This window comes from uncultured Sphaerotilus sp. (genome assembly GCF_963924895.1).
Lineage (GTDB): Bacteria > Pseudomonadota > Gammaproteobacteria > Burkholderiales > Burkholderiaceae_C > Sphaerotilus.
This window is the reverse complement of record NZ_CAWURG010000010.1, coordinates 25,843-50,926: the sequence shown is the minus strand read 5'-3', so window position 1 is coordinate 50,926 and position 25,084 is coordinate 25,843. Positions and strand designations below refer to the sequence as shown.

24 protein-coding genes are annotated in these 25,084 nt (G+C 68.0%); 7 read left to right on the top strand and 17 right to left on the bottom strand.

Annotated features, from left to right (window positions below; all coding sequences use genetic code 11):
* Positions 1-13: 13 nt before the first annotated feature.
* The 5 genes from AABN02_RS03790 to AABN02_RS03770 are packed head-to-tail and all read right to left on the bottom strand — an operon-like array spanning position 14 to position 6,436.
* Positions 14-2,161, bottom strand: coding sequence for a hypothetical protein (locus tag AABN02_RS03790; RefSeq protein WP_338413584.1), 2,148 nt, complete (start codon positions 2,159-2,161; stop codon positions 14-16).
* A 2-nt stretch (positions 2,162-2,163) separates the two neighbouring features.
* Positions 2,164-3,783, bottom strand: coding sequence for a polysaccharide biosynthesis/export family protein (locus AABN02_RS03785; RefSeq protein ID WP_338413583.1), 1,620 nt, complete (start codon positions 3,781-3,783; stop codon positions 2,164-2,166).
* Between the two features lie 2 nt (positions 3,784-3,785).
* Positions 3,786-4,889, bottom strand: a complete 1,104-nt coding sequence (locus AABN02_RS03780) for a capsular biosynthesis protein (protein WP_338413582.1) — start codon at positions 4,887-4,889, stop codon at positions 3,786-3,788.
* Positions 4,886-5,593, bottom strand: coding sequence for an ABC transporter ATP-binding protein (locus tag AABN02_RS03775; RefSeq protein ID WP_338413581.1), 708 nt, complete (start codon positions 5,591-5,593; stop codon positions 4,886-4,888). Before AABN02_RS03775 ends, AABN02_RS03780 begins: the two co-directional genes overlap by 4 nt.
* Before the next feature lie 6 nt (positions 5,594-5,599).
* Positions 5,600-6,436, bottom strand: coding sequence for an ABC transporter permease (locus AABN02_RS03770; protein WP_338413580.1), 837 nt, complete (start codon positions 6,434-6,436; stop codon positions 5,600-5,602).
* Positions 6,437-6,732: 296 nt separating this feature from the next.
* Between AABN02_RS03770 and AABN02_RS03765 the strand changes: the two genes are divergently transcribed.
* Complete coding sequence (locus tag AABN02_RS03765; RefSeq protein ID WP_338413579.1) at positions 6,733-7,185, top strand: hypothetical protein; 453 nt, start codon at positions 6,733-6,735, stop codon at positions 7,183-7,185.
* 64 nt (positions 7,186-7,249) lie between these two features.
* Positions 7,250-8,167 carry a DUF808 domain-containing protein gene (locus AABN02_RS03760; protein WP_338413578.1) on the top strand — a complete coding sequence of 306 codons (918 nt, stop codon included), beginning with the start codon at positions 7,250-7,252 and terminating at the stop codon, positions 8,165-8,167.
* Here the strand turns inward: AABN02_RS03760 and AABN02_RS03755 are convergent.
* Positions 8,156-9,190 carry a hypothetical protein gene (locus AABN02_RS03755; protein WP_338413577.1) on the bottom strand — a complete coding sequence of 345 codons (1,035 nt, stop codon included), beginning with the start codon at positions 9,188-9,190 and terminating at the stop codon, positions 8,156-8,158. The two genes, AABN02_RS03760 and AABN02_RS03755, sit on opposite strands and share 12 nt — an antisense overlap.
* A gap of 71 nt (positions 9,191-9,261) precedes the next feature.
* On the opposite strand from AABN02_RS03755, the gene AABN02_RS03750 reads away from it, so the two are divergent.
* Positions 9,262-10,317: a tRNA-dihydrouridine synthase gene (locus AABN02_RS03750; RefSeq protein WP_338413576.1), complete on the top strand. Its 1,056-nt coding sequence runs from the start codon at positions 9,262-9,264 to the stop codon at positions 10,315-10,317.
* On the opposite strand, the gene AABN02_RS03745 is transcribed toward AABN02_RS03750, so the two are convergent.
* Entirely contained in the window at positions 10,248-10,457 is a 210-nt protein-coding gene (locus AABN02_RS03745; RefSeq protein WP_338413575.1) for a hypothetical protein, read from the bottom strand. The two genes, AABN02_RS03750 and AABN02_RS03745, sit on opposite strands and share 70 nt — an antisense overlap.
* Positions 10,458-10,878: 421 nt before the next feature.
* Here AABN02_RS03745 and AABN02_RS03740 point away from each other — a divergent pair, with 421 nt between their 5' ends.
* Complete coding sequence (locus AABN02_RS03740) at positions 10,879-11,589, top strand: hypothetical protein (RefSeq protein WP_338413574.1); 711 nt, start codon at positions 10,879-10,881, stop codon at positions 11,587-11,589.
* Positions 11,590-11,616: 27 nt separating this feature from the next.
* On the opposite strand, the gene AABN02_RS03735 is transcribed toward AABN02_RS03740, so the two are convergent.
* Complete coding sequence (locus AABN02_RS03735) at positions 11,617-13,437, bottom strand: glutamine--tRNA ligase/YqeY domain fusion protein (protein WP_338413573.1); 1,821 nt, start codon at positions 13,435-13,437, stop codon at positions 11,617-11,619.
* A 232-nt stretch (positions 13,438-13,669) separates the two neighbouring features.
* Between AABN02_RS03735 and AABN02_RS03730 the strand changes: the two genes are divergently transcribed.
* Positions 13,670-14,497, top strand: a complete 828-nt coding sequence (locus AABN02_RS03730; protein ID WP_338413572.1) for a hypothetical protein — start codon at positions 13,670-13,672, stop codon at positions 14,495-14,497.
* 114 nt (positions 14,498-14,611) lie between these two features.
* On the opposite strand, the gene AABN02_RS03725 is transcribed toward AABN02_RS03730, so the two are convergent.
* The 9 genes from AABN02_RS03725 to AABN02_RS03685 all read right to left on the bottom strand — a co-directional run bounded on the left by AABN02_RS03725 (position 14,612) and on the right by AABN02_RS03685 (position 22,863).
* On the bottom strand, positions 14,612-15,421 hold the full coding sequence (locus AABN02_RS03725; RefSeq protein ID WP_338413571.1) for a LytTR family DNA-binding domain-containing protein: 810 nt from the start codon (positions 15,419-15,421) through the stop codon (positions 14,612-14,614).
* Positions 15,418-16,548, bottom strand: a complete 1,131-nt coding sequence (locus AABN02_RS03720; protein WP_338413570.1) for a histidine kinase — start codon at positions 16,546-16,548, stop codon at positions 15,418-15,420. The genes AABN02_RS03725 and AABN02_RS03720 overlap by 4 nt, the downstream gene beginning before the upstream one ends.
* 35 nt (positions 16,549-16,583) lie before the next feature.
* A complete protein-coding gene (locus tag AABN02_RS03715; RefSeq protein ID WP_338413569.1) occupies positions 16,584-17,657 on the bottom strand; it encodes a hypothetical protein in 1,074 nt (357 codons plus the stop codon).
* 76 nt (positions 17,658-17,733) lie between these two features.
* A complete protein-coding gene (locus AABN02_RS03710; RefSeq protein WP_338413568.1) occupies positions 17,734-18,489 on the bottom strand; it encodes an outer membrane lipoprotein-sorting protein in 756 nt (251 codons plus the stop codon).
* A gap of 46 nt (positions 18,490-18,535) precedes the next feature.
* Complete coding sequence (locus AABN02_RS03705; RefSeq protein WP_338413567.1) at positions 18,536-19,771, bottom strand: FtsX-like permease family protein; 1,236 nt, start codon at positions 19,769-19,771, stop codon at positions 18,536-18,538.
* Positions 19,768-20,448, bottom strand: coding sequence for an ABC transporter ATP-binding protein (locus AABN02_RS03700; RefSeq protein WP_338413566.1), 681 nt, complete (start codon positions 20,446-20,448; stop codon positions 19,768-19,770). Before AABN02_RS03700 ends, AABN02_RS03705 begins: the two co-directional genes overlap by 4 nt.
* Positions 20,445-20,762 carry a hypothetical protein gene (locus tag AABN02_RS03695; RefSeq protein WP_338413565.1) on the bottom strand — a complete coding sequence of 106 codons (318 nt, stop codon included), beginning with the start codon at positions 20,760-20,762 and terminating at the stop codon, positions 20,445-20,447. Before AABN02_RS03695 ends, AABN02_RS03700 begins: the two co-directional genes overlap by 4 nt.
* Before the next feature lie 134 nt (positions 20,763-20,896).
* Entirely contained in the window at positions 20,897-21,250 is a 354-nt protein-coding gene (locus AABN02_RS03690; RefSeq protein WP_338413564.1) for a heavy metal-binding domain-containing protein, read from the bottom strand.
* A gap of 50 nt (positions 21,251-21,300) precedes the next feature.
* Entirely contained in the window at positions 21,301-22,863 is a 1,563-nt protein-coding gene (locus AABN02_RS03685; protein WP_338413563.1) for a helicase HerA-like domain-containing protein, read from the bottom strand.
* An 80-nt stretch (positions 22,864-22,943) separates the two neighbouring features.
* Between AABN02_RS03685 and AABN02_RS03680 the strand changes: the two genes are divergently transcribed.
* Together AABN02_RS03680 and purD are read left to right on the top strand one after the other, a co-directional pair.
* Positions 22,944-23,669 carry a YebC/PmpR family DNA-binding transcriptional regulator gene (locus AABN02_RS03680; RefSeq protein WP_338413562.1) on the top strand — a complete coding sequence of 242 codons (726 nt, stop codon included), beginning with the start codon at positions 22,944-22,946 and terminating at the stop codon, positions 23,667-23,669.
* An 89-nt stretch (positions 23,670-23,758) separates the two neighbouring features.
* Complete coding sequence (purD, locus tag AABN02_RS03675; RefSeq protein ID WP_338413561.1) at positions 23,759-25,054, top strand: phosphoribosylamine--glycine ligase; 1,296 nt, start codon at positions 23,759-23,761, stop codon at positions 25,052-25,054.
* The last annotated feature ends 30 nt before the right edge of the window (positions 25,055-25,084 follow it).

Sequence of the window (25,084 nt, the reverse complement as noted above, 5' to 3'; positions counted from 1 at the left end):
AGGGCGGAGTGCTTCAGTGCTGTCGTTGCAGCCGGAAGGCCTTGACCTCGCGTTGCAGGGCGAAGGGCAGGCTGAACCAGCCCACTGGCGTGGCCGCGTGCCGAACCAGGGTCTGGCCCAGGCGGTAGGACAGGTGGTTCTTGACGCGGTCGGCCTCCTGCGCATCGCGGTACTTGTGCAGCGGCGGCAGCTTGACCGTCGCGCTGGCGCGCTGTTCGCGGCGGTACTGGCGAGTCACCCGGGCCAGGGCGAAGGGCATGCACAACCAGCCGGTCAGGCTGCGCGAGTGCTGGACCATGGTGGAGCCCAGGCGGTAGGACAGGTGGGACTTGACCCGCTCTGCCGCCCCGACGGGTGCGGGCGGAATCGCCGCGGCGGCACGGGCCTGGGCCTGGCGGACTTGCTGCAGTTCGAGGAAGTGGCGCTCCAGCTCCACCTGGACCTGGTGGAGCTGGGTGAGCAGCTGGGCATTTTCCTGTGCCAGCTCGACGTTGGTGGTGCTCGTCTCCTGCAGCCTTGCGAGATGCTGGTCCGCCTGGGCCTGGATTTCCGCTTGCATCTGCGACCGGAGTTGTTCGCCGTGGCGGACGAGCCCGGCGATCCGTTCCTCGGACGCCTTGAGGGTGGTTTCCAGGTGAACGCGCTGCGCTTCCTGCTGGCCATGCGCTGCCTGCAATTGCCCGATTCGAATGGCGGACGCCTGCAGCTCCGCATCCCGGCCCGCGACCAGCTGCCGCTGCTGGTCGAGCTGCCGTTCCAGCAGGGCGACCTGCTCCTGGCGGTCCGTCGCCAGTTTTTCCATCTGCCGGAGGCCGGCGGTCAGGGACTGCACTTCGGCGGTGAGCTGCTGGCGTTGCAGGAAGTGGGTTTCGAGTTCCAGCTGGATCTGGTGGATCTGGCCGAGCAATTGCTCCTGGCCCTGCTGGCTGGCCTGTTCCAGTTGCGCCTGCGTGGCCTGCAGTTGCTCGATCCGGGTGTTCGCCGATTGCAGGGCTGTTTCCCGGTCTGAAACGAGCAGCTGGTGCTGCGCCAACTGGAGGTTCAGCTGGACAACCTGCGCCCGGTGTTCGGCGGCGACCTGCTCGATGTGCTGCAACTCGTCGGTCAGGGCTTGCACCTCGGTCGTGAGCTGCTGGCGCTGCTGGCCTTGCGTCTCGAACGCTGCGTGCAACTGCTGGAGTTGCGCCGTCAGCCGCTCCCGCTCCTGCTGGCTGGAATGCGCGCGGGCTTCGAGGACCCGGGCCTGCTGCTGGTGCTGCTGGATGACGGTGTCGCGGTGCGTCAGACACAGGCCCAGTGCGTCGATCCGCGTCCGCTGCTCGGCGATCCGCTGGCGCAGCTCCAGCTGGTCGTGGTTGAGTGTGGCCAGATCCAGCCAGGCCGCCATCGGTGCACTGTTGTCTCCAGGATCGGTCTCGACCGCAGGCAGATCGGCGCAGGCCTGCAGGGCTTCATACAGGTGTTGGCACTCCGGATGCTGGCGCATCAGCGCTTCGCTCAGGAATGCCACTGCCCCGGACGCTTCCTTTCGGGCGGGGCATTCGGTCAGGGCCGAGGCGGGCCTCGGTTCCCAGCCTCCGCGCAGTCGGCTTTGAATAGTCTGGAAGTAGCCGTCCGCCGACACGCGCGCCTGGCGGCCCTGCACGAGTACGCAGCGCCCCGGGTTGTGCAGGAAGAACCGCAGCAAGGTGGCATTGCAGGCGAGCCAGTTGCGCAGCAGGCGCGCCAGACTGTCGGGGGTGAGTTGTGCCGCTTCCTGGGCTGTCATGCTGGCCAGCACGCTGTCGGGTGCCTCGTAGACCAGTGTGAACAGCATGTCCGGGTCGATCTCGCGCCAGTAGTCGAGCAGCACGACCGACTGCGGATCGGACCAGCCCCAGACCGGCTGGTCGATGTTGGCGAGCAGGAGGTCCAGTGCCAGACCTTGCCAGACCGGGCCGATCTCGAGCTGGCGGAGTGCGCCGTCCGCGTCGGGTGCTTCCAGCAGCGCGCGGGTGTTGGCCCGGCACAGTGCCGAGCTGATCTCGTCCGGCCGGAGCCCCTCGCGCCGCGAAGGGCGTGCCGGCGCCATGCCGGCTGCTGCCAGCATGCGTTCGATGGTGTCGTGTCCCGAATGGGGATGGCCGACGATCAGGATCTTGTCCATAACAGTTGCCTTCATGTTCAAAGTCCGAGGGCGATCTTGGCCACCACCGCAATCTGATAAAGAATCTGCGTGATTCCGCGCGTGACCTCGATGTTCTTGGCTCCCGCCGCGGGCAGCACCATCAGTTCCTCGCCCTGCGAGGGAATGGCGTCCAGGCGGGTCTCGGTCACGGTGCCGTTGAGCGCCATGCGCAGGACGCGGGAGGTGTCCGCGTTCTGCGTGTAGCCGCCGGCCAGGCCGATGTAGCTGGCCACCGTGCGTTGCGGGTCGTGCTGGATCGCCAGCGGGAACAGCACCTCGCCATGGACCGTGACCTGCGACGAGCGCTCGGGCAGGACCAGCGTGTCACCGTCTTCCAGCAAGGTCTGGCCGGCGCTGTCCAGGCTCGGCAACACCAGTTGCCCTTTCGGCTCGATCGTCCTGACGCGCGAGGTGAACTTCATCACCAGCTCGGCTTCGCGGGTGCGCAGGGCCGCTTCCTCGCTGGTGGCGGAGCGTGCGGTGAGCACCTGGGTCTCGAGCTTGTCCAGCGACAGGGTGATCATTTCCTTCTGCCGGGTCGCGATGGATTTCCGGAAGACCTGCAGCGCCTCCAGTTGCGCCTGCGGCGCCGGCCGCAGCAGCGCCATCGCGTCGGACAGCTTCGCGCCATAGGGCAGCACCACCGAGCGTTCGCCGCGGTGTGCCCCCTCGATGCGGACCAGGATCGTGCCGGGAACCTTGTCCGACATGAGCGTCACCTCGTCGCCGTTGCCGATCCGGACGGTGGCCGCGTCGGCGATGGGGTAGTGCTCGCTGCGACGTTCCGGGCCGACCTGGCGCACGATGGAAATGTGGGTGGCGGTAGCCTTGGGTTGGGCCATGGCCAGGATCTGGCTCGCCGGAATGCCCGTGCCCCGGAATTCGAAGGTGCCTGCGTTCGCGACGTCACCGGCGACCCGCACGCTGGCCTGACGTGGCGCCACGAAGATGGTGTCGCCATCGTGGAGCTGCAGCATCTCCATGCGACCTTCGAGCAGGAAGCGGTAGAGGTCGATGCTGGCGTGCGGCCGGCCGTTGCGCAGCACGTCGACGGCGAGGTAGCTGCCGCGATCGGTGTCGATGCCACCCGCCAGATCGAGGTAGTGGAGTACCGAGTCCGAGGACAGGCCGTTGTACAGCCCGGGCTGCCGCACGAAGCCGGTCACGTACACCTTCACTGGCTGCGCGGCCTCCAGCGTCGCGTAGCTGTAGACGCTGGCGCGGTAGACCCGCTTGACGCTGTTCTGGATGAGCGCGCCCAACTCGCCATTGCGAACACCCTGGACCCGCACTGGGCCCAGGCTCGGCAGAAAGATGTTGCCCTGGGCGTCCACCGCCTGTGTGCTCTCCAGCGTGAACGTTCCCCACAGGCGAACGCTGACCCGGTCTCCCGGTGCGATCTGGTAATCCGGGTTGAAGCCGGAAAAGGACTGACCTGCAAAACGTCCGTTGAACATCTGGGCGCCGAACACGGGCGCGGTCGGTGCGGGCTCCGCCGCGAACACGACGGTCCCGATCCACAGGCCTGCGCAGACCACGGCGGCTGTCGACAGACGGTGCCCGGCCCTGTGGCCCATGCGGTCGAGGAGGGAGGATTTTGCTGCGGTGTGGTTCATGGTCAGTCGCGGTGTTCCTGGATCGTGGCCCGTGCCAGCAGCACGGTGGCGTAGACCATCAGGCAGGCCAGCAGCAGCGTGGCGATGTCATAGAGGCGGCGCGGAAACTCGGCCATCTCGGGCAGGGTGGGCGGCTCGATGACCACCAGGCTCTTGAGCTTGCGGCTGGACTCGATCCGGGTCGCCTCGACCGACACCAGTGCGCTCTTGTAGGCGCCGTCCGCGAGCGAGACCCTGGTTTTCAGCCCGTGGAACTCGACGGCCAGCTTGCCGAGCGTGCCGTTTGCGTTCGGCTTCGAGGACGTGGCACTGCTGGTTTCATGACCGATCTGCTGCCTGACTGCGGCCAGTTCGGCCTTCAGCGTGAGGATGTCGGGCGCATCGTCGTTCAGGAAGGCTTGCTTGGCGTTCAGGTCCGCTTCCAGCCGGGTCAGGCGGCTGCGCAGTTCGATGGCGCGGGCGCCAGTGGCCTGTGCGTCCGCCAATGGATCGAGCATCTGGTGGCGTGCCTGGAACTCGATCATCGACTGCTGTCCGAGCGCGAGCTGTTCGGCGGCGCGGGACAGCTCTGTTTTGGCGAACGCGAGCTGCTCGTTGGCGATGCGCTGCGAAATGTCGTTGATGAAGGCTTCGGACTCTGCGAGCAGGGCCTGATTCACCAGCTGGGCGAAGTTCGGATCAAAGCCCTGGACCCGCAGCGTCAGCAGCCCGCTGACTTCGTCCAGGGACACCTCGACCCGCTGGCGCCAGTAGTCCAGCATGTCTTCCTGGCTCGTGCCGGTCTCCAGGCGCATCAGCACGTCGGAGCGGGCGGCCTCGAAGTGCGCCCTGAGCTGCAGCCGGGCATCGAGCTTGCGCATCAGGCCAAGCGAGTGCAGGTATTCGCGCAGGTAGCGGGTGTCCTCCACCGAGGCGCCCGCTGTGCCGGACAGCAGCATCGACAGTCCGCCGAGCGAGGGCGCGTCGTGGCCAGCGCGGCGCACGCTGAGCACCGCCGTGCTGACATAGCGATCGCGCGACATCAGCGTGAAGTAGAGGGCGGCGAGGAGCATCGGCACGCCGATGATCAGCAGGGCCAGACGGTGGCGAATGAGATGACGCTTCATGCGGGGCAGACCTCTGGCTGGCGTGCGGAGGCTGGCGGCTCGGACGCCAGTTGCCGGTAGGCGGCGATGCCCTCTTGAACGTCTTCGTAGAGCACCGGCGACTGGCCCGGACGCAGCAGAACCACGGTGTTGCACAGCCGGGCGATCTCGCCCATGTTGTGGCTGGTGTAGATGACCTGGGCGCGCTCCAGGCGCTCGCGCAGCATGTCCTGGCTCTTCTTGCGGAAGGCTGCGTCCCCGACCGCCGTGATCTCGTCGATGAGGTACAGGTCGAAGTCGAAGGCCATCGCCACGCCGAAAGTCAGGCGCGAGCGCATGCCCGACGAGTAGCTTTTCACCGGCAGGTCGAAGGCGTCACCGATTTCGGCGAACGCCTGCACGAACGCCACCTTTTCGCGCATTTCCTCGGCCGACGCCGCGTGGATGCGGCAGACGAAGCGCACATTGTCCCGCCCGGTCAGCGAGCCCTGGAAGCCACCGGCCAGCCCGATCGGCCAGGACACCCGCCGATCCGTGACGATCCGGCCACTGTCCAGGTGCTCCAGCCCGCCCAGCAGCCTCATCAGCGTGGACTTGCCGGCGCCGTTCGGGCCGATCAGACCGGCGTTGCATCCCGCGGGGATCGACAGATTGAACTGGCGAAAGATGTAGCGCCGGCCGAGGCGGCTCGGGTAGCTCTTGGTGATGTCGACGAGGTCCAGCATGTCCGTTCAGCCCGTCTGCAGCCGGTGACTCCGGCCTCGGTACAGGCCCAGTGCCAGCAGCACGGTGCCCAGCGCCCACGCAAGGGGCAGGGTCCAGCCGACGTGCGGGCTGGCCTGGTAGGCAGCACCCAGCCAGGCACCGCGCAACAGCTCGAGCAGGTGGGTGATGGGGTTGTAGAGACAGAGTCCTTGCAGACCCTGTGGCAGGTTGGCCAGCGGCACCAGCGCGCCGGAGGTGATGTAGATCGGGAGAAAGGCCATCGAGACCAGACCGCGCAAGCGGTTGAGCGGTGGTGCGGTACCGACCGCCATGAACAGCCCCAGGGCGCCGCCAATCAAGGTCATCAACGCCAGTGCGGCGAACAGCTCCAGCGGACGGTGGGGCACGACCGGGTGGCCGGCCCATCCCAGTGCGGCGATGCAGGCGCCTGCGACCATGGCGAACACCAGCACTTCGACCACACTCCGCGCGAGCACGGCGTCAATGGGTTGCACCTGGCGGTAGGCAAACAGCCCGTGGTTCGATTCGATCGCCTCCATCAGGCGAAGCACCAGCGACTTGAACAGCAGATACGGCATCTGACCGCTGACCAGAAACAGCAGCGTGTCCACACCGCCGATGGTCTGGGCGCGCATCGCGCTGTAGACGGCGAGCATGGCCAGCATGTTGAGCAGCGGCTCGCCGATCACCCACACCGCGCCACCCCAGCGGCCATCCAGCCGGGTCTTCAGCTCACGCAGCGAGAGCGCGAACACGACGCTGCACATCACGGCCCAACTGCTGCGTCTGGGGGCAGCAGCGGGCAGTCGGGGCGCTGGTTCGACGAGGGTCTGGGTGGGCATGGCGCCATGCTAGAGGCCCCCCGGCAAAACTTAAGTGCGAAAAAGACACCGTTCCCCGCCCGTTTCGCTGGCCGGCCAGCGACGGAATCGCGCGCCGGCAGATCCCGCATCTGCGGTCCAGATACCTGCGTTCCGGGTCTGGCAACGGGTGTGGTCGCTACTTACGCTCCGGACTTCGTGAACAAACACCGAAAGTCTGGACCGACATGGCGCGCAGCACTTCAGATTGGATCCGACGGCTGTGGCTCGGAGGTGCTTGCACCCTGGTCGGCTGGGCGGCGGTGTCCAGCCCGGTCATGGCACAGACCCAGTGGCTGCTGCACACCGCCGGTGTCTCCCACCATTTCGAGCAGACCCGCGCAGCCGGCCGCCAGTGGAACGAGCAGCACCCCGGACTGGGGCTGGAACGCCGGGAGGGCAACCTGGCCGACTGGAACTGGCGACAGTCGGCCGGCGTGATGCAGGACTCGCGCAGCGTCTGGGGCGGCTATGCGGGTGCCGCGCTGATGAAGGAATGGCGGGCGCCGGGGGCGGCCAGTGTCGGGCTGGGGCTGGGGGCGTTCGCGTTCTACCGATCGGTCAGCTGGAGCGGGCGGCGGGCCCTGGTGCCGGCGCTGCTGCCGACGCTGTCGCTGGGGCTGCTGGACGACCGGCTCGGCGTCAACCTGATGCTGGTGCCCCCCATGGGGGCGGATGGCGACAGCCGGCCCGCGCTGGTCTATCTGCAGATGACGTACCGGATGCAATAGGACGGGCGGCGTCTTCGCACTGCGCTAGGATCTTCGGGTTCTACACCCACCCGGAGTTCTGCCCATGGCTGCTGCCAGCTTGCTTGCCCTGCTCGACGACATCACCACGATGCTGGACGATGTCGCCCTTCTGACCAAGGTCGCAGCCAAGCAGACCGCAGGCGTGCTCGGTGACGATCTGGCGCTCAACGCGCAGCAGGTCAGCGGGGTCTCGGCGGAGCGTGAACTGCCGGTGGTGTGGGCGGTCGCCAAGGGCTCGCTGCTCAACAAGGCGATCCTGGTGCCGGTGGCGCTGCTCATCAGCGTGTTCGCCCCCTGGCTGATCACGCCGCTGCTGATGGTGGGCGGCACCTACCTGTGTTTCGAAGGCTTCGAGAAGCTGGCCCACCGCTTCCTGCACAGCCCCGCCGAGGACGAGGCCCACCATGCCGAGCTGACCCAGGCGCTGGTCGATCCGCAGACCGATCTGGTCGCCTTCGAGCGCGACAAGATCAAGGGCGCGGTCCGCACCGACTTCATCCTCTCGGGCGAGATCATCGCCATCGCGCTGGGCACTGTGGCCGGCACGGACTTCATGACGCAGGTCGCCGTGCTGGCGGGCGTGGCGTTGCTGATGACGGTGGGTGTGTACGGCTTCGTCGCCGGCATCGTCAAGATGGACGACCTCGGGCTCTACCTGGTACGCACCCGGCGCGGCCTGATGGCAGCGGTCGGCGAGGGTCTGCTCAAGGCGGCGCCGGTGCTGATGCGGGTCCTGACCGTGGCGGGGACGGCCGCGATGTTCCTGGTCGGTGGGGGCATCCTGACCCACGGTCTGCCGGCCGCCCACCACCTGCTCGAGGACTGGACCCTGCGCGCCGCCACGCTGGGCAGCGTCGGGCAGGCCGTGCTGCCGATGCTGGTGAATGGCGTCGCCGGTGTGCTCGTCGGTGCGCTGGCGCTGGGACTCTGGACGCTGGGGCGCCGGGTGTCAGGCCGGTGAGCGGGTCGGAACCCGGCTTTCGAACCAGACCTTGAGCGTCTGGGGCGTGGCGACGAACAGGCCGTGGTGGCGCGAGAGGTCCGCGGCCTGCTGTTCGGACAGGTCGCTGACGCAGAGCAGGTAGTTTTCCGGCGCGACGCCGAGACGGTCGCGCACGTGCACTAGGCGGTCCAGATAGGGAATGACCTCGCCGGTGCGGCACTGCACGCACAGCGGCATGTCCTGACCGATCAGGAACATCAGGTCCAGCCCGTGTCCCTCGTCCTTGGGCCAGGACAGGCTCACGTCGCGGGCGACCGAGAACTCCACGCCGGCACTGACCAGATGGCGCAGACCGAGCATGAAGCTGAACCAGCTCAGCCAGCCGCCATCGAAGAAGCGGCGCACCGCCTCGGCCTTCTGCAGCGACAGGCGCACCACCTGGTCGCCTTCCTGGCGGTGGTACTTCGACAGGAAACCGCTCTCGCCCAGGGTCTGGCAGAAGTCGTTCAGCGTCGTCACCTCGTCGGGGGTGCGCTTGCTCAGGTCGATGTTGATGAAGCTGTAGTCCTGCTTCTGCGCCAGGCGAATGCGTTCGACGATCTCGTGCAGGCGCTGGTACTGCGCGCCGATGTTGGCCGACACTTCGTCGAAGTGGCCCGAGGTCTCGAGCGAGCGGGGGTCCAGATCGGCCGTCACGCCCGCATGGCGGAACCAGTCCAGCACCGGCGCGACCTGCACGCGGCTGCAGAAATGGTCGGTGTTGCGGGTGTCGAAATCGGTGGGCAGGGAGTGGGCGTTCAGTGCTGGCTCGGCCGGGGCCACGGTTTCGCCGACATGCAGGCGCAGGCGTTCGATTTCGGCACGGGCTTCGTTCAGTTCGCGGCGTGTGGCGAAGTAGCGGTCCAGCATCGTCCGCATGAACGGGATGGTGGGGTAGGCCTGGTTGTCGGTGCCGCAGGCCGGGCAGGCCGAGGTCGTGCCGATCTGGTCATCGGCGGGCTCGGACAGGTGCCCGCATCGGTTGCATCGGTATAGGGCCATGGGATTCGTTAGCTGGGCTCGCCGGATTATGCGCTGCAGGTCACCCGCCGGGATCGGGGACACTGCGGGGCATGAACACCCCACGATTGTTGCTGGCCCCCATGGAGGGGCTGCTGGATTGCACCTTGCGAGATCTGCTCACCCGGGCCGGTGGCATCGAGCGCTGCGTCGGCGAATTCATCCGCGTCACCGACACGCTGCTGCCGGACCGTGTATTTCACCGCATCCTGCCCGAATTGCGCCGCGGCGGCCACACACCTGCGGGGGTGCCGGTGCGTGCGCAGCTGCTGGGATCCGATCCGGTGTGTCTCGCTGACAACGCCGCGCGGCTGGCTGCACTCGGTCCGGCCGGCATCGACCTGAACTTCGGCTGCCCGGCCAAGACCGTCAACCGCCACCGCGGTGGCGCGGCGCTGCTGGACGAACCGGAGCTGATGGGCCGCATCGTGGCGGCGGTGCGCGCCGCCGTGCCGCCGGAGATGCCGGTGTCGGCCAAGATGCGGCTCGGCGTGACGGACGACAGCCGCGCCGGGGACTGCGCCCGGGCGGTGGCCGAGGCGGGCGCGTCAGAGCTGGTGATCCACGCCCGCACGCGCGACCAGGGCTACCGACCACCCGCTTATTGGGCGCGCATCGCCGAGGTCCGCGCTGAGGTGCCGGGCTTGCCGATCGTGGCCAATGGCGAAATCTGGACTGCGGACGACGCGCGGCGCTGCCAGGCCGAGTCCGGCTGCGACACCCTGATGCTGGGCCGCGGCCTGGTGGCCGATCCGGGGCTGGCGCTGGCCATCGTCGGCCTGGGGCCGCAGGTGATGGACTGGCCGACCGTGCTGCGTCTGCTTGCAGATTTCTGGGCGCAGGTGGGCGCGCAGTTCGAACCCCGCTACCGGGCCGGGCGCCTCAAGCAGTGGCTGCAGCTGTTGCGGCGGCGCCATCCGGAGGCCGCGTTGGCCCACGACCGGCTCAGGACGGTCAACGATCCCCAGGCGCTGGCGCTGGGGCTGTTCGGCGCGACTGGTGGCTGGCCGCTGTCACCGGCCGATGCCGACGGCGTGGATCAGGACGTCGCGTGGTCTTCCTCGAACCGCGACGGCGTGGCGGAACGGTCGGTCTGCCTGGGGGCGTAAGCCGCCTCGTAGCCCAGGTCCATCCGGGCGCTGTCGATGCCGTTCGATCCGGCGCGCGCGCCCTTGTCGGTGTCGAGCCAGCGCGTCAGGCGCCGCAGGAGCGGCATCGGTGGAGTGCCGGGGGTCTGGTGATCTGACATGGTTCATCCTTCCTCAGTGAGCGAGTTGGCCTGAAAGCTGCTGTTTCAGATTTCCTGTCTGACTTGATCTTGTTGTGCGAGTTTATTTTCCTCTCAGAGTTCCCGCATGCAAACAGAAATGTCCTTAAATTGGGCGATTGATTTCAGGTGGGATTCGGGGATAGTTCGTCGACATTCCCATGTAAATCTTGTTTTTTGATTTAGTTGGGAAACTTGTTTCCAAATATCTGATATGGAAAATCACGTTTCTTTGTGAAATTTGGTAACAGATGGGACCAAATCGGCCCGCTCCGGGAAATGATGGCTCCATCAGAGCAGGGGATCGCGCATGTGGAATCGAATCAAGTCGGGAACGTCAGCAGGATGGGTCGTGGTCGTGTCCTGCGCCTGGCTGGTGCCGCTGGGGATGGCCGGGGACCGGATGCTCGCCTATCTGAACGACGATCTGGCCCGGCTCCAGTTCAAGGCGGCGACCACGGCGGTGCCCAGCCTGCTCGACATCAACGAGTCGCCCAACATCACCGCGGCTCGGATTTTCCTGATGGGGGCGGCCTTGCTGCTCGCGATGGCCATTGCGTACTGGGCCCTCCGGCTGCACCGGAACTTCAGGGCTGAAAGTGATCGCGTCGACGGTTTGCGCAGTCGCATGAAGGATCGCGAGGATGCGCTGGCGCAGCAGTTCCATTATCTGGAAGCCCAGGTGATGCGCGCACGCGACGCTTTGTCGGCCCACTACGACCGGCTGGCCAGCCATGCCTCACCAGAATCGGTCTTGTCGGCGTTCGATGGGCGTTTCGATCGGCTGGAAACCCTGCTCTCGCGGCATCTCGGCGAGATGGACCGCCGCCTGGTTGCCGTGGAAGGCGAGTTGCGCACCAGCGGCGAGCAACTCTCGCACCAGTTCGTCGATCTGCGGGACCGGGTGGTGCAGGTGCAGTCGGTGAACAGCTCCAACTTCGGCGATCTGGCGTCCGCCCCGATGCCCTTGAGCGGCATGGTCGGACCCGGCGCCCGCCTGCAGGACCTGGTGCTCAACCTGTCGCATCTGCAGGAGGATCTGCGCCTGGAGCGCCGGCAGCTGCGCAAGAAGCTGGCCGGGCTGCCGGACGCGGGCCGCGCGGCCGCGCCGTGAACGCGCGGTCGTGGACGGCGACCTGCGTTACTTCCAGCCGTCTTTCAGTCCCGTGATCTTGTTGAACACGGGACGACCGGGGGCGTGGTCGAGCCGGTCGGCCACGAAGTAGCCGAAGCGCTCGAACTGGAACTTCGCGTCCGGCGTCGCCTGGGCCAGCGAGGGCTCGACATAGGCGGTGATCGTGCGGATGCTGGCCGGGTTCAGGCTGGCCTTGAAGTCCTTGCCACCCGCGTCGGGCTGCGGATCGGTGAACAGGCGGTCGTAGAGGCGCACTTCCGCCGCCACGCCGTCCGCCACGCTGACCCAGGTGATGGCGGCCTTGACCTTGACCGCGTCCGCACCCGGCGTGCCGCTCTTGGTGTCGGGCACCACCGTCGCCAGCACGGCGGTGACGCGGCCGTCGGCATCCTTCTCGCAGCCGGTGCATTCGACGACGTAGCCGCCCTTGAGCCGGACCTTGTTACCGGGGAACAGGCGCTTGTAGCCCTTGGGCGGCACTTCCTCGAAGTCCTCGCGCTCGATCCAGACGTCGCGGCCCATCACGAACTGGCGGGCCGCCGGTGCCGGCTGGCCTTCCGGCGGGTGCGGCAGCGCGGGCAGCGTGCATGGCTCCAGATGGCCCGCGCCCATGACCTCGTCCCAGTTCGTCAGCACGAGCTTGACCGGGTCGAGCACGGCCATGCCGCGGTGGGCCTTGGTCTCCAGAACATCGCGCAGCGCGATGTCCAGCGTCGAATAGTCGATCCAGCTGTCGGCCTTGGTCACACCGATGCGCTCGGCGAAGAGCTGGATCGCCTCGGGCGTGTAGCCGCGCCGGCGCAGGCCGACGATGGTGGGCATGCGCGGGTCGTCCCAGCCGCTGACATGGCCTTCGTTGACCAGCTGCGCCAGCTTGCGCTTGCTGGTGATGACGTAGGTGAGGTTCAGGCGCGCGAACTCGTACTGGCGCGGCGGCGGCGCCTGCAGCAGGCCGGCCTCGGTCAGGCGCTCCAGCAGCCAGTCGTAGAAGGGGCGCTGGTCCTCGAATTCGAGCGTGCAGATCGAGTGGGTGATCTGCTCCAGCGCGTCCTCGATCGGGTGCGCGAAGGTGTACATCGGGTAGATGCACCAGCGGTCGCCCGTGTTGTGGTGGGTGGCGCGGCGGATGCGGTAGATCGCCGGGTCGCGCAGGTTGATGTTCGGGCTGGCCATGTCGATCCTGGCGCGCAGCACCATCGACCCATCGGCGTGCGCCCCGTCGCGCATCTCGCGGAAGCGGGCGAGGTTCTCGGCGGGCGTGCGGCTGCGGAAGGGGCTGTCCTTGCCGGGGTGCACGAAGTCACCGCGGTTGGCGCGCATCTCTTCGGGCGTCTGCTCGTCGACGTAGGCGTGGCCGTGTTCGATCAGCGCCTCGGCGGCGCGGTACATCAGGTCGAAATAATCGCTCGCGTAATAGAGATGGCGCTCCGTGCGGCCACCGAACGACGAGTCCCAGCCGAAGCCGAGCCACTGCACCGCGTCGAGGATGGAGTCGACGTATTCCTTCTCCTCCTTCTCGGGGTTGGTGTCGTCGAAGCGCATGTGGCAGACGCCGCCGAAGTCGCGCGCCAGCCCGAAGTTCAGGCAGATGCTCTTGGCGTGGCCGACGTGCAGGTAGCCGTTCGGCTCGGGCGGGAAGCGGGTGCGGATCTTCGCGGGGTCGGGCTGGCCGGCGGCATGGTGGGCGGCGTCGCCGGGGGTGCCGGCCCAGCGGCGGCTGGCGTAGGTGCCCTGGTCCAGGTCACGCTCGATGATGGCGCGCAGGAAATTGCTGGTTTTGTGCTCGACGGCGGCGCCGTCGGCAGTGATCTTGTTCGCGTCGCTCATGACAGAGGCGGGGTGGTCTGGTGCGTGAAGGATCGGCCGCCGGGTTGCGGCGGTGAGGTCGAATGATTGTAGCGACGGGGGGCCAGACGCCGATCCGGGACGCCGGATTCGCAAGTCCTGCACCGCGCAGGGTGGCTGCACCAGCAGTTGGGGGATCTGCCGGGCCGCGCACCCCCGCGTCGGGTGGGCGTATTCCAGGCGCCGAATCTCTAACATGGCGTCACACCTTGACATGACCATGATCGGATTGTGGAAAATGGCTCCAGATCTCGAAGCCTTGATTTCCGACCCCGCGGACGACGCGGCGCCGTACCCGCGTCTCGAGGCGTGGGAGCCGTTGCGCGGTGGTGCGCGTCGACGGCACAGCGGGAAGCGCTCTGACATGGTGCGTTGGGCCGCATCGCGTGCCGAGGCGCACGACCGTGGGGTGCAATTTCCTGGCGACGGTCCGCAGGCTCAGGCCATGAGCTTTGAATATCCGGTCATCCAGCCCGAGTTACTGCCCGTTCGCCGCGTGCCGGCGTCCATGCGTGGTCCTGTTTCCGCTGTCGAAACCACAAATCTCGTGGCACAGTCGGCATTTTTGAAGCCCTATCCTGCAAAACAAGTCGTTACCGAGTGCACAATGTCCTCAAGAGTTCTAGCAATGGGGGCCTTGATGCAAAAGTCTGACTTTTTTGGCGCGCGTGGCAATACTGGCGCCACGGCCTTGCCGGGTCTGTCAACGACCGGATTGTCCAGTTCCGCCGCGGGCGTCCGTCCGGGCTATTCCGATTTTCAGAATTCCGTACCGTCGATGCTCACGGCCGAGCGCCTGAACGGCTTTGGCGCCCGCTGGCTGCAATCCCTGCCGGTGACGGTTCGCCCACTCATCACGGCCAAAAGACACCCGCATATCGTGAACAAGTTATCGATTCTCTGGGGTGATGACGACGTGGTGAATGCCTATTTCGATGAACTGCTCATCAGTGCGCGGCCCGGCCGCCGCGGCTTTGCCACCGAGGTGCTCGACGAGCTGGTCGAGTTGCAGCGCGCGGTGCTGGAGCAGCGTCGCTTCTGAGACAGGTCCCACCGGAAGGTCGAGTGAAGGCGCCGATGGCGCCTTTTTCATTTCTGACCTGATCTGACCTGTCCGGGCTGATACCTGACAAATAAGGTCATATTCACCAGTTGTTCAAATGCCCTTGAACAGATGCGCATAGACCCGGCTCACTGGCAGGATCTCGCTGCGCTGGCGCAGTACCACACTGAGCTTGCCCTGTTCATCGCGCACGGCGCGGGAAATGCACCGCGTCTGCACCAGAATGCTGCGGTGGATCTGCCAGAAGCGCCGTTCATCAATTTGATTGATTAATTCGCGCAAGGGCATTCGAATCAGATGTTCGCGGTCAGCGGTCAGGACCCGGACGTACTTGTCGGCCGCTTCGAAATAGACCACCTCGTCGACGGGCACCATCTCCACCGTGTGGCCGGACTGGGCCGGGATGAATTCCAGGTGCGGCTGCGCGGACGCTGCGGGCGCGAGCAGCGTCTGCAACTGTCGGGCGAGGGTCTGCAATTCGTCAGGTCCTGAAGGATGCTGGAGATCGCGCTGCGACAGTTGACGTTGCAAGCGTTGGCAACAGGACTGCAGCCGCGCGCGAACCAGCGGCTTGAGCAGGTAGTCCACCGCCTGCAACTCGAAGGCCTGCACCGCGTGCTGGTCATAGGCGGTGACGAACACCAGCAGCGGGAAGGGCGTACCCGGGTCGTCCGGCCAGTCTTCGGCCAGTGCCCGCGCCACGTCCAGACCGGTCAGCCCCGGCATGCGGATGTCGAGGAAACACACGTCCGGCCGCAGATCCAGCGCCCGGTCCAGTGCCTGCAAACCATTCGCGGCCATGGCGACGACCGACAGCTCAGGCCAGGCTTGCGCGAGTTCGGCGCGCAGGTGGGCGGCCAGCAGGGGCTCGTCTTCGGCGATGAGGGCGGTGCGCAGGGTCATGGGGTCGGGGCCAGGTCGGGCAGGGGAAGGTCGAGGCGGACCAGCGTTCCCGCTGGATCGCTGGCGGACTCGCGCTCTCGGGTCAGCGCCAGGCTGGCATCTGCGCCATAGAGCGTGTGCAGGCGTTCTCGCACCTGGGTCAGGCCGAAGCCGGTGCCGGACGGCGGAGCGTCCGGCGAGGCTGGGGCCAACGGGCCGCTCCCGCTGTCGAAGACGCACAAGTGCAGCCGCGCACCGTGGGGTCCGTCGATGCGGCTGGCGCTGATCCGCAGCACGCCGCCATCGATGGCCGGCTCCAGCCCGTGGCGGATGGCGTTCTCGACCAGCGGCTGCAGCAGCAGCGCAGGCACGGCGACGTCCGACAGCGCCGGCGGCAGCACGAACTCGGTCTGCAGGCGCTCGCCCATGCGCACGGTCATCAGCGCCAGGTAGTCGCGCAGCCGGTCGAACTCGGTGTGCAGCGGATGCAGTGCGGTGCGCGAGCCTTGCAGCGTGCCGCGCAGGAAGGCGATCAGGTGGTCGAGCATGGCCTGGGCCTGCGGTGGGTCGAGCGCGATCAGCACCCGCAGATTGGCCAGCGTGTTGAACAGCATGTGCGGCTCCAGCTGGCTTTCGAGCAGCTTCAGGCGGTTTTCTACCGCCACCCGCAAGGCCGACTCTGCTGCGGCGCGGCTGGCGGCGAGTTCGCCTTGCGACTTGAAGAAGAAGGTCGCCCCGAGCCCGAGCGTCAGCGACACCATCAGCATCGCGGCATTGGGGCGCCAGTCGCCCAGACCGCTGTGGTAGCCGGTGATGGCGTCCCCCAGCGCGTGACCGCCGACATAGGCCAGCGGCACGCCGACCGCGATGCACACCCCCATCCAGCCCCAGCCCGGCCAGCCATTGCGCGCCGCTAGGTTGTCCGGCGCGCGGCGGCTGATGAGCCAGGCCAGCGCGCGCCGCCCGCCGTCCAGCATCAGCTCGCACAGCAGCCCGATGCACAGCGAATACACCAGGTTGTCAACGAAGCGGCCGTGGCTCACCAGCGTCAGGGCCGCCGCGATCATGGCGGCGATGCCGAGCGTGCTCAGCGTGCGGCGCAGCGCGGAGCAGTGCCAGCAGCGGGTCGGGTCCGGGTGGGTTGTCATGGACGAAGTTGTAGCAGGCATTGGCGCAGCCGCTTTCAAAAACTGCGGGTCAGTGCCAGCGCGCCGGTCTGGCGCGAGGGCGTGCGGCGCAGGGACGCGCTCGCCGGCCCACCGAGGACGCGCCACACGGCTTCCGCGCGCCACTGGTCACCTTGCCACCGCAGGCCGGCGCCGAGCACCCGTCCGCCATCGCCCGGTTGCCACAGCGCGTCGGCCGACACCTGCCAGCCCTCGTGCTGCCAGGCGAGCCGGCCGTAGACGTTGCGGCGTGCGCTCGATGGGCTGGCGAGACCGTCCTGCCACACCTCGGCGAGGGCGGTGAGATCCGGGCCGCCGGTCCAGCTCCCGCCGACGAGGCTCTGGTGCTGGCCGAGGGCGGGCAGCCAGCGGGTCGAGGCATGGAGTTCCACCGCGTCCGAGGCGACCCAGGCCAGCGCTGCGCCGAGGTTGCCCCGGGTCGCGGCGCTCCAGTGCGCGTGGCCGTAGACGTCCAGCGCGCCGAACCGGCGGTAGTGCCGCAGCGCCAGGGCGCGGTCGGTGGCGCCGCCCTGCGGGTCGATCCAGACGAGGCTGGTCGCGTCGTCGGCGCCGAAGTGCTCGACCTGCACGACGCTGCGGCCCTGCGGCGTGGCGGGCAGCAGGGGGCGGCGTTCCTCGCGCTGCACCACGTCGTTGGGCCGGAAGCCCTGGCCCACGTCCCAGCCGATGATGCGGCGGCCGGCGCTGAGCTGCCAGGCGTCGCTGCCGGTGCTGGCGTACAGCTCGTTGACGCGGCCGCTGGTCACCGGGTTGGCGTCGCCGTCGTCGCGCAGGACGGTGAGGGCGGCGTCCGCGTGCACCGACAGCGCGCTGCCGGTGCCCAGCGCGATCCGCCGGTCGCCCTTCAGGTCCAGCGTGCTGCGCCAGCGGCTGCGGGGCGCGAAGGCGGGTGCGGGGCCGAGGGGATTGGCCAGCCGCCACTCGCGGGCGGTCTGCCACTCGCCGGTCAGCAGGGGATGGTTGGCCGTGTCGTTCTCGGCGGCCTGTGCCTGGCACGGCACCAACAGGACGCTGGCCAGCACCCAGGCCACGCCCACAAGCCCGTCATGCCCGCGAACGCGGGCACCCACGATCGGGGAGGGCAGTGCAGGGGGTGGGTCCTCGCATTCGCGAGGATGACGGAGCTTGGGATGGTGCATGGCTCACTCACTCCAGCGTCGGGTTGCGGGCCAGCGACATCGGGTTGAACCACGACTCGGGCACGGCGCGCTTGTCCCGGGCGGTGTAGCGCACGCGGGTCTCGCGGTGGTTGCCGAGCTGGTCGCGCAGCACCATCTCGTCGATCTGCGTCGGCCGCTCCACCGAGTCGGGGATGAAGCGGGCCTGCTTGGCGAGCTTGTCGGACTGCAGGTAGAGGTCGGCCTTCAGCGGCTGGTGGCGGTCGCGACCGAGCCACAGCTCGATGCGCTGGTAGCTCACGCCCGGGCGCTGCGCCGCCAGACTCAAGTGCCAGCACGGCGCCGTGTCGCAGCGCTCCTCGCCGACGAGGGTGGCGCGGTAGTCCTCGCTCCAGCGCAGCGTGGCGATGTCACCGGTGGAGGCGTCGCCGAGCAGCTTCTGGCTCGGCGTGATGCGCATCGGGCGCTGCGTGCCGGGCATCAGCAGCCAGAAGTCGTCGCCGACCATCAGCACTTTCTGCCCTTGCTCGGCCGGCGAGCGCATCAGCACGAGCGAGCGCCGGCCGGTGCCGGTGTGGACGGTGTAGAGGCGCTCCTTGTCGGGCGTGCCGTCGGACTTGAAGGTGCTGACGCGGGTCTCGATGACGAGCTGCTCGTCGCTGACGCGGAAGCGGTCGGCGTCGGCGAGCAGGCGGGTGACGTCGGGCTCGGCGGCGTGCGCGGGGAGCAGGGCGGACAGCAGCAGCGCGGCGAACAGCGCGCGGGGCGTGTGGGTCAAGGTCATGGCGCGGTTCCTCGGGTTCGTTTCACGGGCATGCTTCATGGGTATTTCAGACATGGGCCAGCGCCTCGACCACTGGCCGCCGCACCGTCCTGCGCGCCACCAGCGCCGAGGCCAGCATCACCAGCGTGAGCATCCCGAGCAGCGTCGCGGTGCACAGGTCCGGGTGCAGGTCGATCACCAGCGGATAGCCGACCGTGCGGCCCGGCGGCGGCGGCATCTGCACCGGGAACAGCAGCAGCCCGACCGACACCGCCACCGCGATCAGCGCCCCGAGCAGCCCGCCCGCGCCGCCGAGCACCAGCCCTTCCAGCGCCAGGCTGCGCACGAGTTGACCGGGCAGCGTGCCCAGCGCCCGCAGCGTGCCGATCTCGCGGGTGCGCTCGATGACCGCCATCGCCATCGCGTTGGTGACGACGAAGACCACGATCACGCCGATGATCAGCCCGAGCGCGCCGAAGATGCGGTTGTAGAGCGCGCGCACGCTGCGGTAGAACGGCGCTTGCTGCTCCCATGTGCGCACTGCCAGCGTGCCGAGCGCGGGCTGCAGCCGGTCGCGAGCGGGCAGCGTCGCGTCCATCCGGTCCAGGAACACGCCCAGACTCGACACCTTGTCGGTCACCAGCAGCGACTGCGCCGTCGCAACGTCGGTGTAGACCAGCCGCTGGTCGATCTCGGCGATGCCGGTGGTGACGACGCCGGCGACCAGCACGTCGCGGGCGTTCAGCGCACCCGCCGTCGTGCTCACCAGCAGCGTGAGTGCGCTGCCCGCGTCCGCCTTGAGGCTGCGCGCCAGGCCGGCGCCGAGCATCACGGTGTCGCGGTCGCGGCTGGCGAGCACGCGGCCGGACTTCACCGTGAGGAACGGGCCTTTCACCGCGAACTCGGCGTCCGGCGCGATGCCGACCGCGGTCATCACGGTGGACTTGTCGCCGTTGCTGATCAGGCCGCTGAACTCGACCCGCGGCAGCACCTGGCGCACCTGCGGATCGGCGAGCAACTGGCGGGTGAGCGCATCGGCGCCGCTCAAGCCGTGTTGCAGCGGCACGTCCTCGTCGCCGTCGAACTGCGCGGCTTGCGCCACGACGAGGTGGCCGGTGGTGCGGGCGGCGGATTCGGCCAGCCCCCGGTAGGTGGACTGCGCGAAGCCGCTGGCGATGAGGATGGCGGCCGTGCCGAGCGCGGCGATGGTGACGGTGACGAGCGAGCGGCGGCGGTTGCGCAGCGTGTTGAGCCACGCAAAGCGCAGCCACGGCAGCCAGGACAGCAAGGGCAGGGCGTTCATGACTGGATCACTCCGTCTAGCAGGGCGATCACGCGGTCGCAGCGCCGGGTGAGGTGGCCGTCGTGCGTGGCGATGAGGAAGGACGCGCCCTCGCGGTGGCCGAGGTCGCGCATCAGGTCGAGCATCTGCTCGGCGGTGTGCGAGTCGAGGCTGGCGGTCGGCTCGTCGGCGATGACCAGCGCCGGGCGTTTCACCAGGGCGCGGGCGATGGCGACGCGCTGGCGCTGGCCGCCGGAGAGCGCGTCGGGCCGGTGCTGCGCGTGCTCGGTCAGCCCGACCGCGTCGAGCATGGCGGCCACCCGCGTGCGGCGCTCGGCGCTGGGCAGGCCGGCGAGGAACAGCGGGTAGTCCACGTTCTCGGCGACCGTGGCTACAGGGATCAAATTGAAGCCCTGGAACACGAAGCCGATCGTGTCGCGGCGCAGCAGCGTGGCGGCGTGTTCGGCGCGCGCATCGACCGTGGCGCCACGCAGCCGGACCTCGCCCGCGTCCGGCGCGTCGATCAGGCCGGCGAGGTTGAGGATCGTGCTCTTGCCGCTGCCGGACGGGCCGGTCAGCGCGACCATCTCGCCCGCGGCCACGCGCAGATCCACGCCCTGCAGCGCGGGAACGGTGTGCGTGCCGAGCCGGTAGGTCTTGCGCACGCCGCGCAGTTCGATGACGGCGGCGGCGCTCACGGTGCGGCCTTCGCGGCGATCTTGCGGGCGGCGTCCTGGAAGGTGGCCGGGGTGGCGGGGTAGACGGGGTGCGTCATCACCTCGTCGAGCAGGCGCCGGCCGCGCTCGCCGCGGTGGAACATCGACGGCAGCGCGAGGAAGGTGCCGATGGCGCTGTCATCCCCGCCGCTGGCGGGCTGGAACGTGGCGGTGGCGGTGGTGAAGTCGGTGGCCGTGGCCGGCGTTTCGGCCGATCCGAGTGGCGGCAGGGCGAGTGCGCCCAGCAAGGCGAGCTTGCCGGCGATGAGCAGAGGGATGAGGCGGCGGCGGTGCATGGCGGTGGGTCTCCCGGAGGGTGGACGGTGACGATGGCGTCATGGTCCGGGAGCCGCGCTGCGGGTGCAGCCGGTTTGCGACGAACGGTGGCTGGACGTCGCGAACGGTCAGAAACAGGAGGGTTCGGCGTGGATCAGGCCATCTTCACGGCGGTGCCGCTGACGGCGACCATCATCATCCCGTTGGCCTCGCCGAGCACTTCGTAGTCGAAGTCGATGCCGACGATGCCGTCGGCGCCGAGTTCCTTGGCCGCGGCCATCATGTCGTCGAGCGCGGCGTCGCGGGCGCCAGACAAGGCCCGCTCGTAGCCGCCCGCGCGCCCGCCGACCACGTCGCGCACCGACGAGAACAGGTCGCGGAAGATGTTCGCGCCGATGATGGCCTCGCCGTTGACGATGCCGAGGAAACGGTCCACGCGGGCGCCTTCACCGGTCGGCACGACCGTGGCGAGGAAAAATCCGGCGTCTTTCTTTGAAAACCAGCCCATGAGGTACTCCTTGGATTGAACGGTGGAAAGGTCCGTGGTGCCGGCCGTGCTCAGCGCCGCTTGCTGGCGCCGCCCAGCAGGGAGCCGAGCACGCCGCGCACGATCTCCCGGCCCACCGAGGAGCCGACGGTGCGCACGGCCGATTTCGCCATCGTCTGCACCAGCCCATCGCGCTTGGCGCCACGCGGGCCGGTGGTGCCGAAGAGCAGTCCGCCGAGCGCGCCCGAGAGCATGCCGCCCAGGCCGTCGCCGCCGGCTTCCTCGGTGGCTGACCGCGCACCATCGGCCACCGACTGACCCGCCTGGCTGCGCAGGTTGTCGCCCGCGTCCGACGAGGTGGCGGCGCGGCCCTTGAGCTTCTCGTAGGCCGACTCGCGGTCCACGGTCTTCTCGTAGACGCCGGCCACCAGCGAAGTCTCGCGCAGCTGCTGGCGCTGGGCGGCGCTGATCGGGCCGATCTGGCTGCCCGGCGGCAGCACGTAGACACGCTCGGTGACGGTGGGCCGGCCCTTCGCATCGAGCAGGCTGATCAGCGCCTCGCCGACGCCCATTTCCGTGATCGCGGCCGCGATGTCCAGCTTCGGATTCGGGCGCATCGTGTCGGCCGCCGACTTGACCGCCTTCTGGTCGCGTGGCGTGAACGCCCGCAAGGCATGTTGCACGCGGTTGCCGAGCTGGCCCAGCACGGTCTCGGGGATGTCGAGCGGGTTCTGGGTCACGAAATACACGCCCACGCCCTTGGAGCGCACGAGACGCACGACCAGCTCGATCCGCTCGGTCAGCGCCGCGGGCGCGTCCTTGAACAGCAGGTGGGCCTCGTCGAAGAAGAAGACCAGCTTTGGTTTTTCCAGATCGCCCACTTCGGGCAGCGTCTCGAACAGCTCCGACAGCATCCACAGCAGGAAGGTCGCGTACAGGCGCGGCGCGTTCATCAGCTTGTCGGCGGCGAGGATGTTGACGACGCCGTGGCCGTCCACCGTCTGCATGAAGTCCTCGATCGAGAGCATCGGCTCGCCGAAGAACTTGTCGCCACCTTGCTGCTCGATCTGCATCAGGCCGCGCTGGATCGCGCCGACGGACGCCGCGCTGATGTTGCCGTATTCGGTCTGGAATTCGCTGCTGTTGTCGCCGACGTACTGCAGCATCGCGCGCAGGTCCTTCAGGTCGAGCAGCAGCAGGCCGTTGTCGTCAGCGATCTTGAACACCAGCTGCAGCACACCCTGCTGGGTGTCGTTCAGGTTGAGCATGCGCGACAGCAGCAGCGGGCCCATGTCCGACACGGTCGCCCGCACCGGGTGGCCCTGTTCGCCGAACACGTCCCACAGCGTGGCGGGGCAGGCGTTCCATTCCGGCTCGTCCAGGCCCCGTTCCTGGAGGATCTGCGCCAGCTTGCCACCAAGCTGTCCTTGTTGGGTGATGCCGGTCAGGTCGCCCTTGATGTCGGCCATGAACACCGGAACGCCGACGCGCGAGAAGCTCTCGGCGAGCTTCTGCAGGGTGATGGTCTTGCCGGTGCCGGTGGCACCGGTGATGAGGCCGTGGCGGTTTGCCAGCGCGGGCAACAGATGACATTCAATGTCGCCATGGCGGGCAAGCAGGATCGGCTCAGTCATATTTGGTTCTCCGGGTCGGGCACGCGGCGCGGCAAAAGTAAAATGGCAGTCTAACGAACTCAGCGCATCCAGGAGCATTCATGGCCGGTCATTCCAAGTGGGCCAATATCCAGCATCGAAAAGGCCGCCAGGACGAGAAGCGCGGCAAGATCTGGACCCGCATCATCCGTGAGATCACGGTCGCTGCGCGGCAAGGTGGCTCCGACATCGGCACCAACCCGCGCCTGCGCCTGGCCATCGAGAAGGCCAAGGCCGCCAACATGCCGGCGGACCGCATCAAGTACAACATCGACAAGGCGTCCGGCAACCTCGAAGGCATCAACTACGAGGAAATCCGCTACGAGGGCTACGGCATCGGGGGTGCGGCCATCATCATCGACACGATGACCGACAACCGCGTGCGCACCGTGGCCGAAGTGCGCCACGCCTTCAGCAAGTACGGCGGCAACCTGGGTACGGACGGTTCGGTGGCCTTCCAGTTCAAGCACTGTGGCCAGCTGGTGTTCGCGCCGGGCACGGACGAGGACAAGGTCATGGACGTGGCGCTGGAGTCGGGCGCCGAGGACGTCATCACCGACGAGGACGGTGCCATCGAGGTGCTGACCGCGCCGCCGGAATTCGAGGCGGTCAAGGCGGCGCTCGAAGCGGCGGGTCTGGTGGCGGAGATCGCCGGCGTGACGATGCGGGCCGAGAACACGGTCGCGCTGGCGGGCGACGACGCCCAGCGCATGCAGAAGCTGCTGGATGTCATCGAGGACCTGGATGATGTGCAGGATGTCTATCACAACGCCGAACTGGGCGACTGAGCAGACTGACAAGGTAGGATTCCGAGGCGGGGACCGGATGCCAAGGGCGTCCCGGTTCAGTATCCAGACAAGATGATGAAGAAAGTCCCATGAAAGTTCTCGTGATAGGCGGCGGTGGCCGTGAGCATGCATTGGCCTGGAAACTGGCCCAGTCGACCCGCGTCCACAAGGTGTTCGTGGCGCCGGGCAATGGCGGCACCGCACTGGATCCGCGCATGACGAACGTGCCGATCTCGGACGTGGCGGCGCTGGCCGACTTCGCACAGGCCGAGAAGATCGGCATGACGGTGGTCGGCCCCGAGGTGTCGCTGGCGGCGGGTGTGGTGGACGAGTTCCGCGCCCGGGGCCTGCGCATTTTCGGCCCGACGCAGGCGGCCGCCCAGCTTGAAAGCTCCAAGGCCTTCGCCAAGGACTTCATGAAGCGGCACAAGATCCCGACCGCCGCCTACGAGACCTTCAGCGACGCCGTGCAGGCCCACGCCTATGTGGACCGCATGGGCGCGCCCATCGTCATCAAGGCCGATGGTCTGGCGGCGGGCAAGGGTGTGGTCGTGGCGATGTCGCTGGAAGAAGCGCACCAGGCGGTCGACTGGATGCTGCTCGACAACAAGCTCGGCGTGCAGCACAACGCCGACGGCGCCCGCGTCGTGATCGAGGAGTTCCTCGTCGGCGAGGAGGCCAGCTTCATCGTCATGGTGGACGGCCGCAACATCCTGGCGCTGGCCACCAGCCAGGACCACAAGCGCCTGCTGGACGCCGACCAGGGCCCGAACACCGGCGGCATGGGCGCGTACTCGCCCGCGCCGGTGGTCACGCCCAACGTCCACGCCAAGGTGATGCAGGACATCATCCGCCCGACCGTGGACGGCATGCGCAGCGACGGCATCCCCTTCACCGGCTTCCTCTACGCCGGTCTGATGATCGATGCCAAGGGCGGCGTGAAGACGCTGGAGTTCAACACCCGCATGGGCGACCCGGAAACGCAGCCGATCATGATGCGGCTGAAGAGCGATTTCCTGCAGGTGCTGCAACACGCCACCGACGGCACGCTCGACCAGGTCACGCTCGACTGGGACCGCCGCGTCGCGCTGGGCGTGGTGATGGCCGCGGCCGGCTATCCGCTGGACCCGAAGAAGGGCGATGTGATCCGCGGTCTGCCGGCAGAAGCCGAGGACTGCAAGGTCTTCCACGCTGGCACCGCGACCGGCCCGGCCGGGAGTGTGGTGACCAGCGGCGGACGCGTGCTCTGCGTGACCGCGCTGGGCGACTCGGTGCGCAACGCGCAATTGCGGGCCTACGACGCGACCCAGTCGATCCAGTACGCCGGTATGCAGTACCGCCGCGACATCGGCTACCGCGCCATCAAGCGCACGCCGCAGAGCTGAGCGCGGGCACGCCATGAGGACCGACGACAC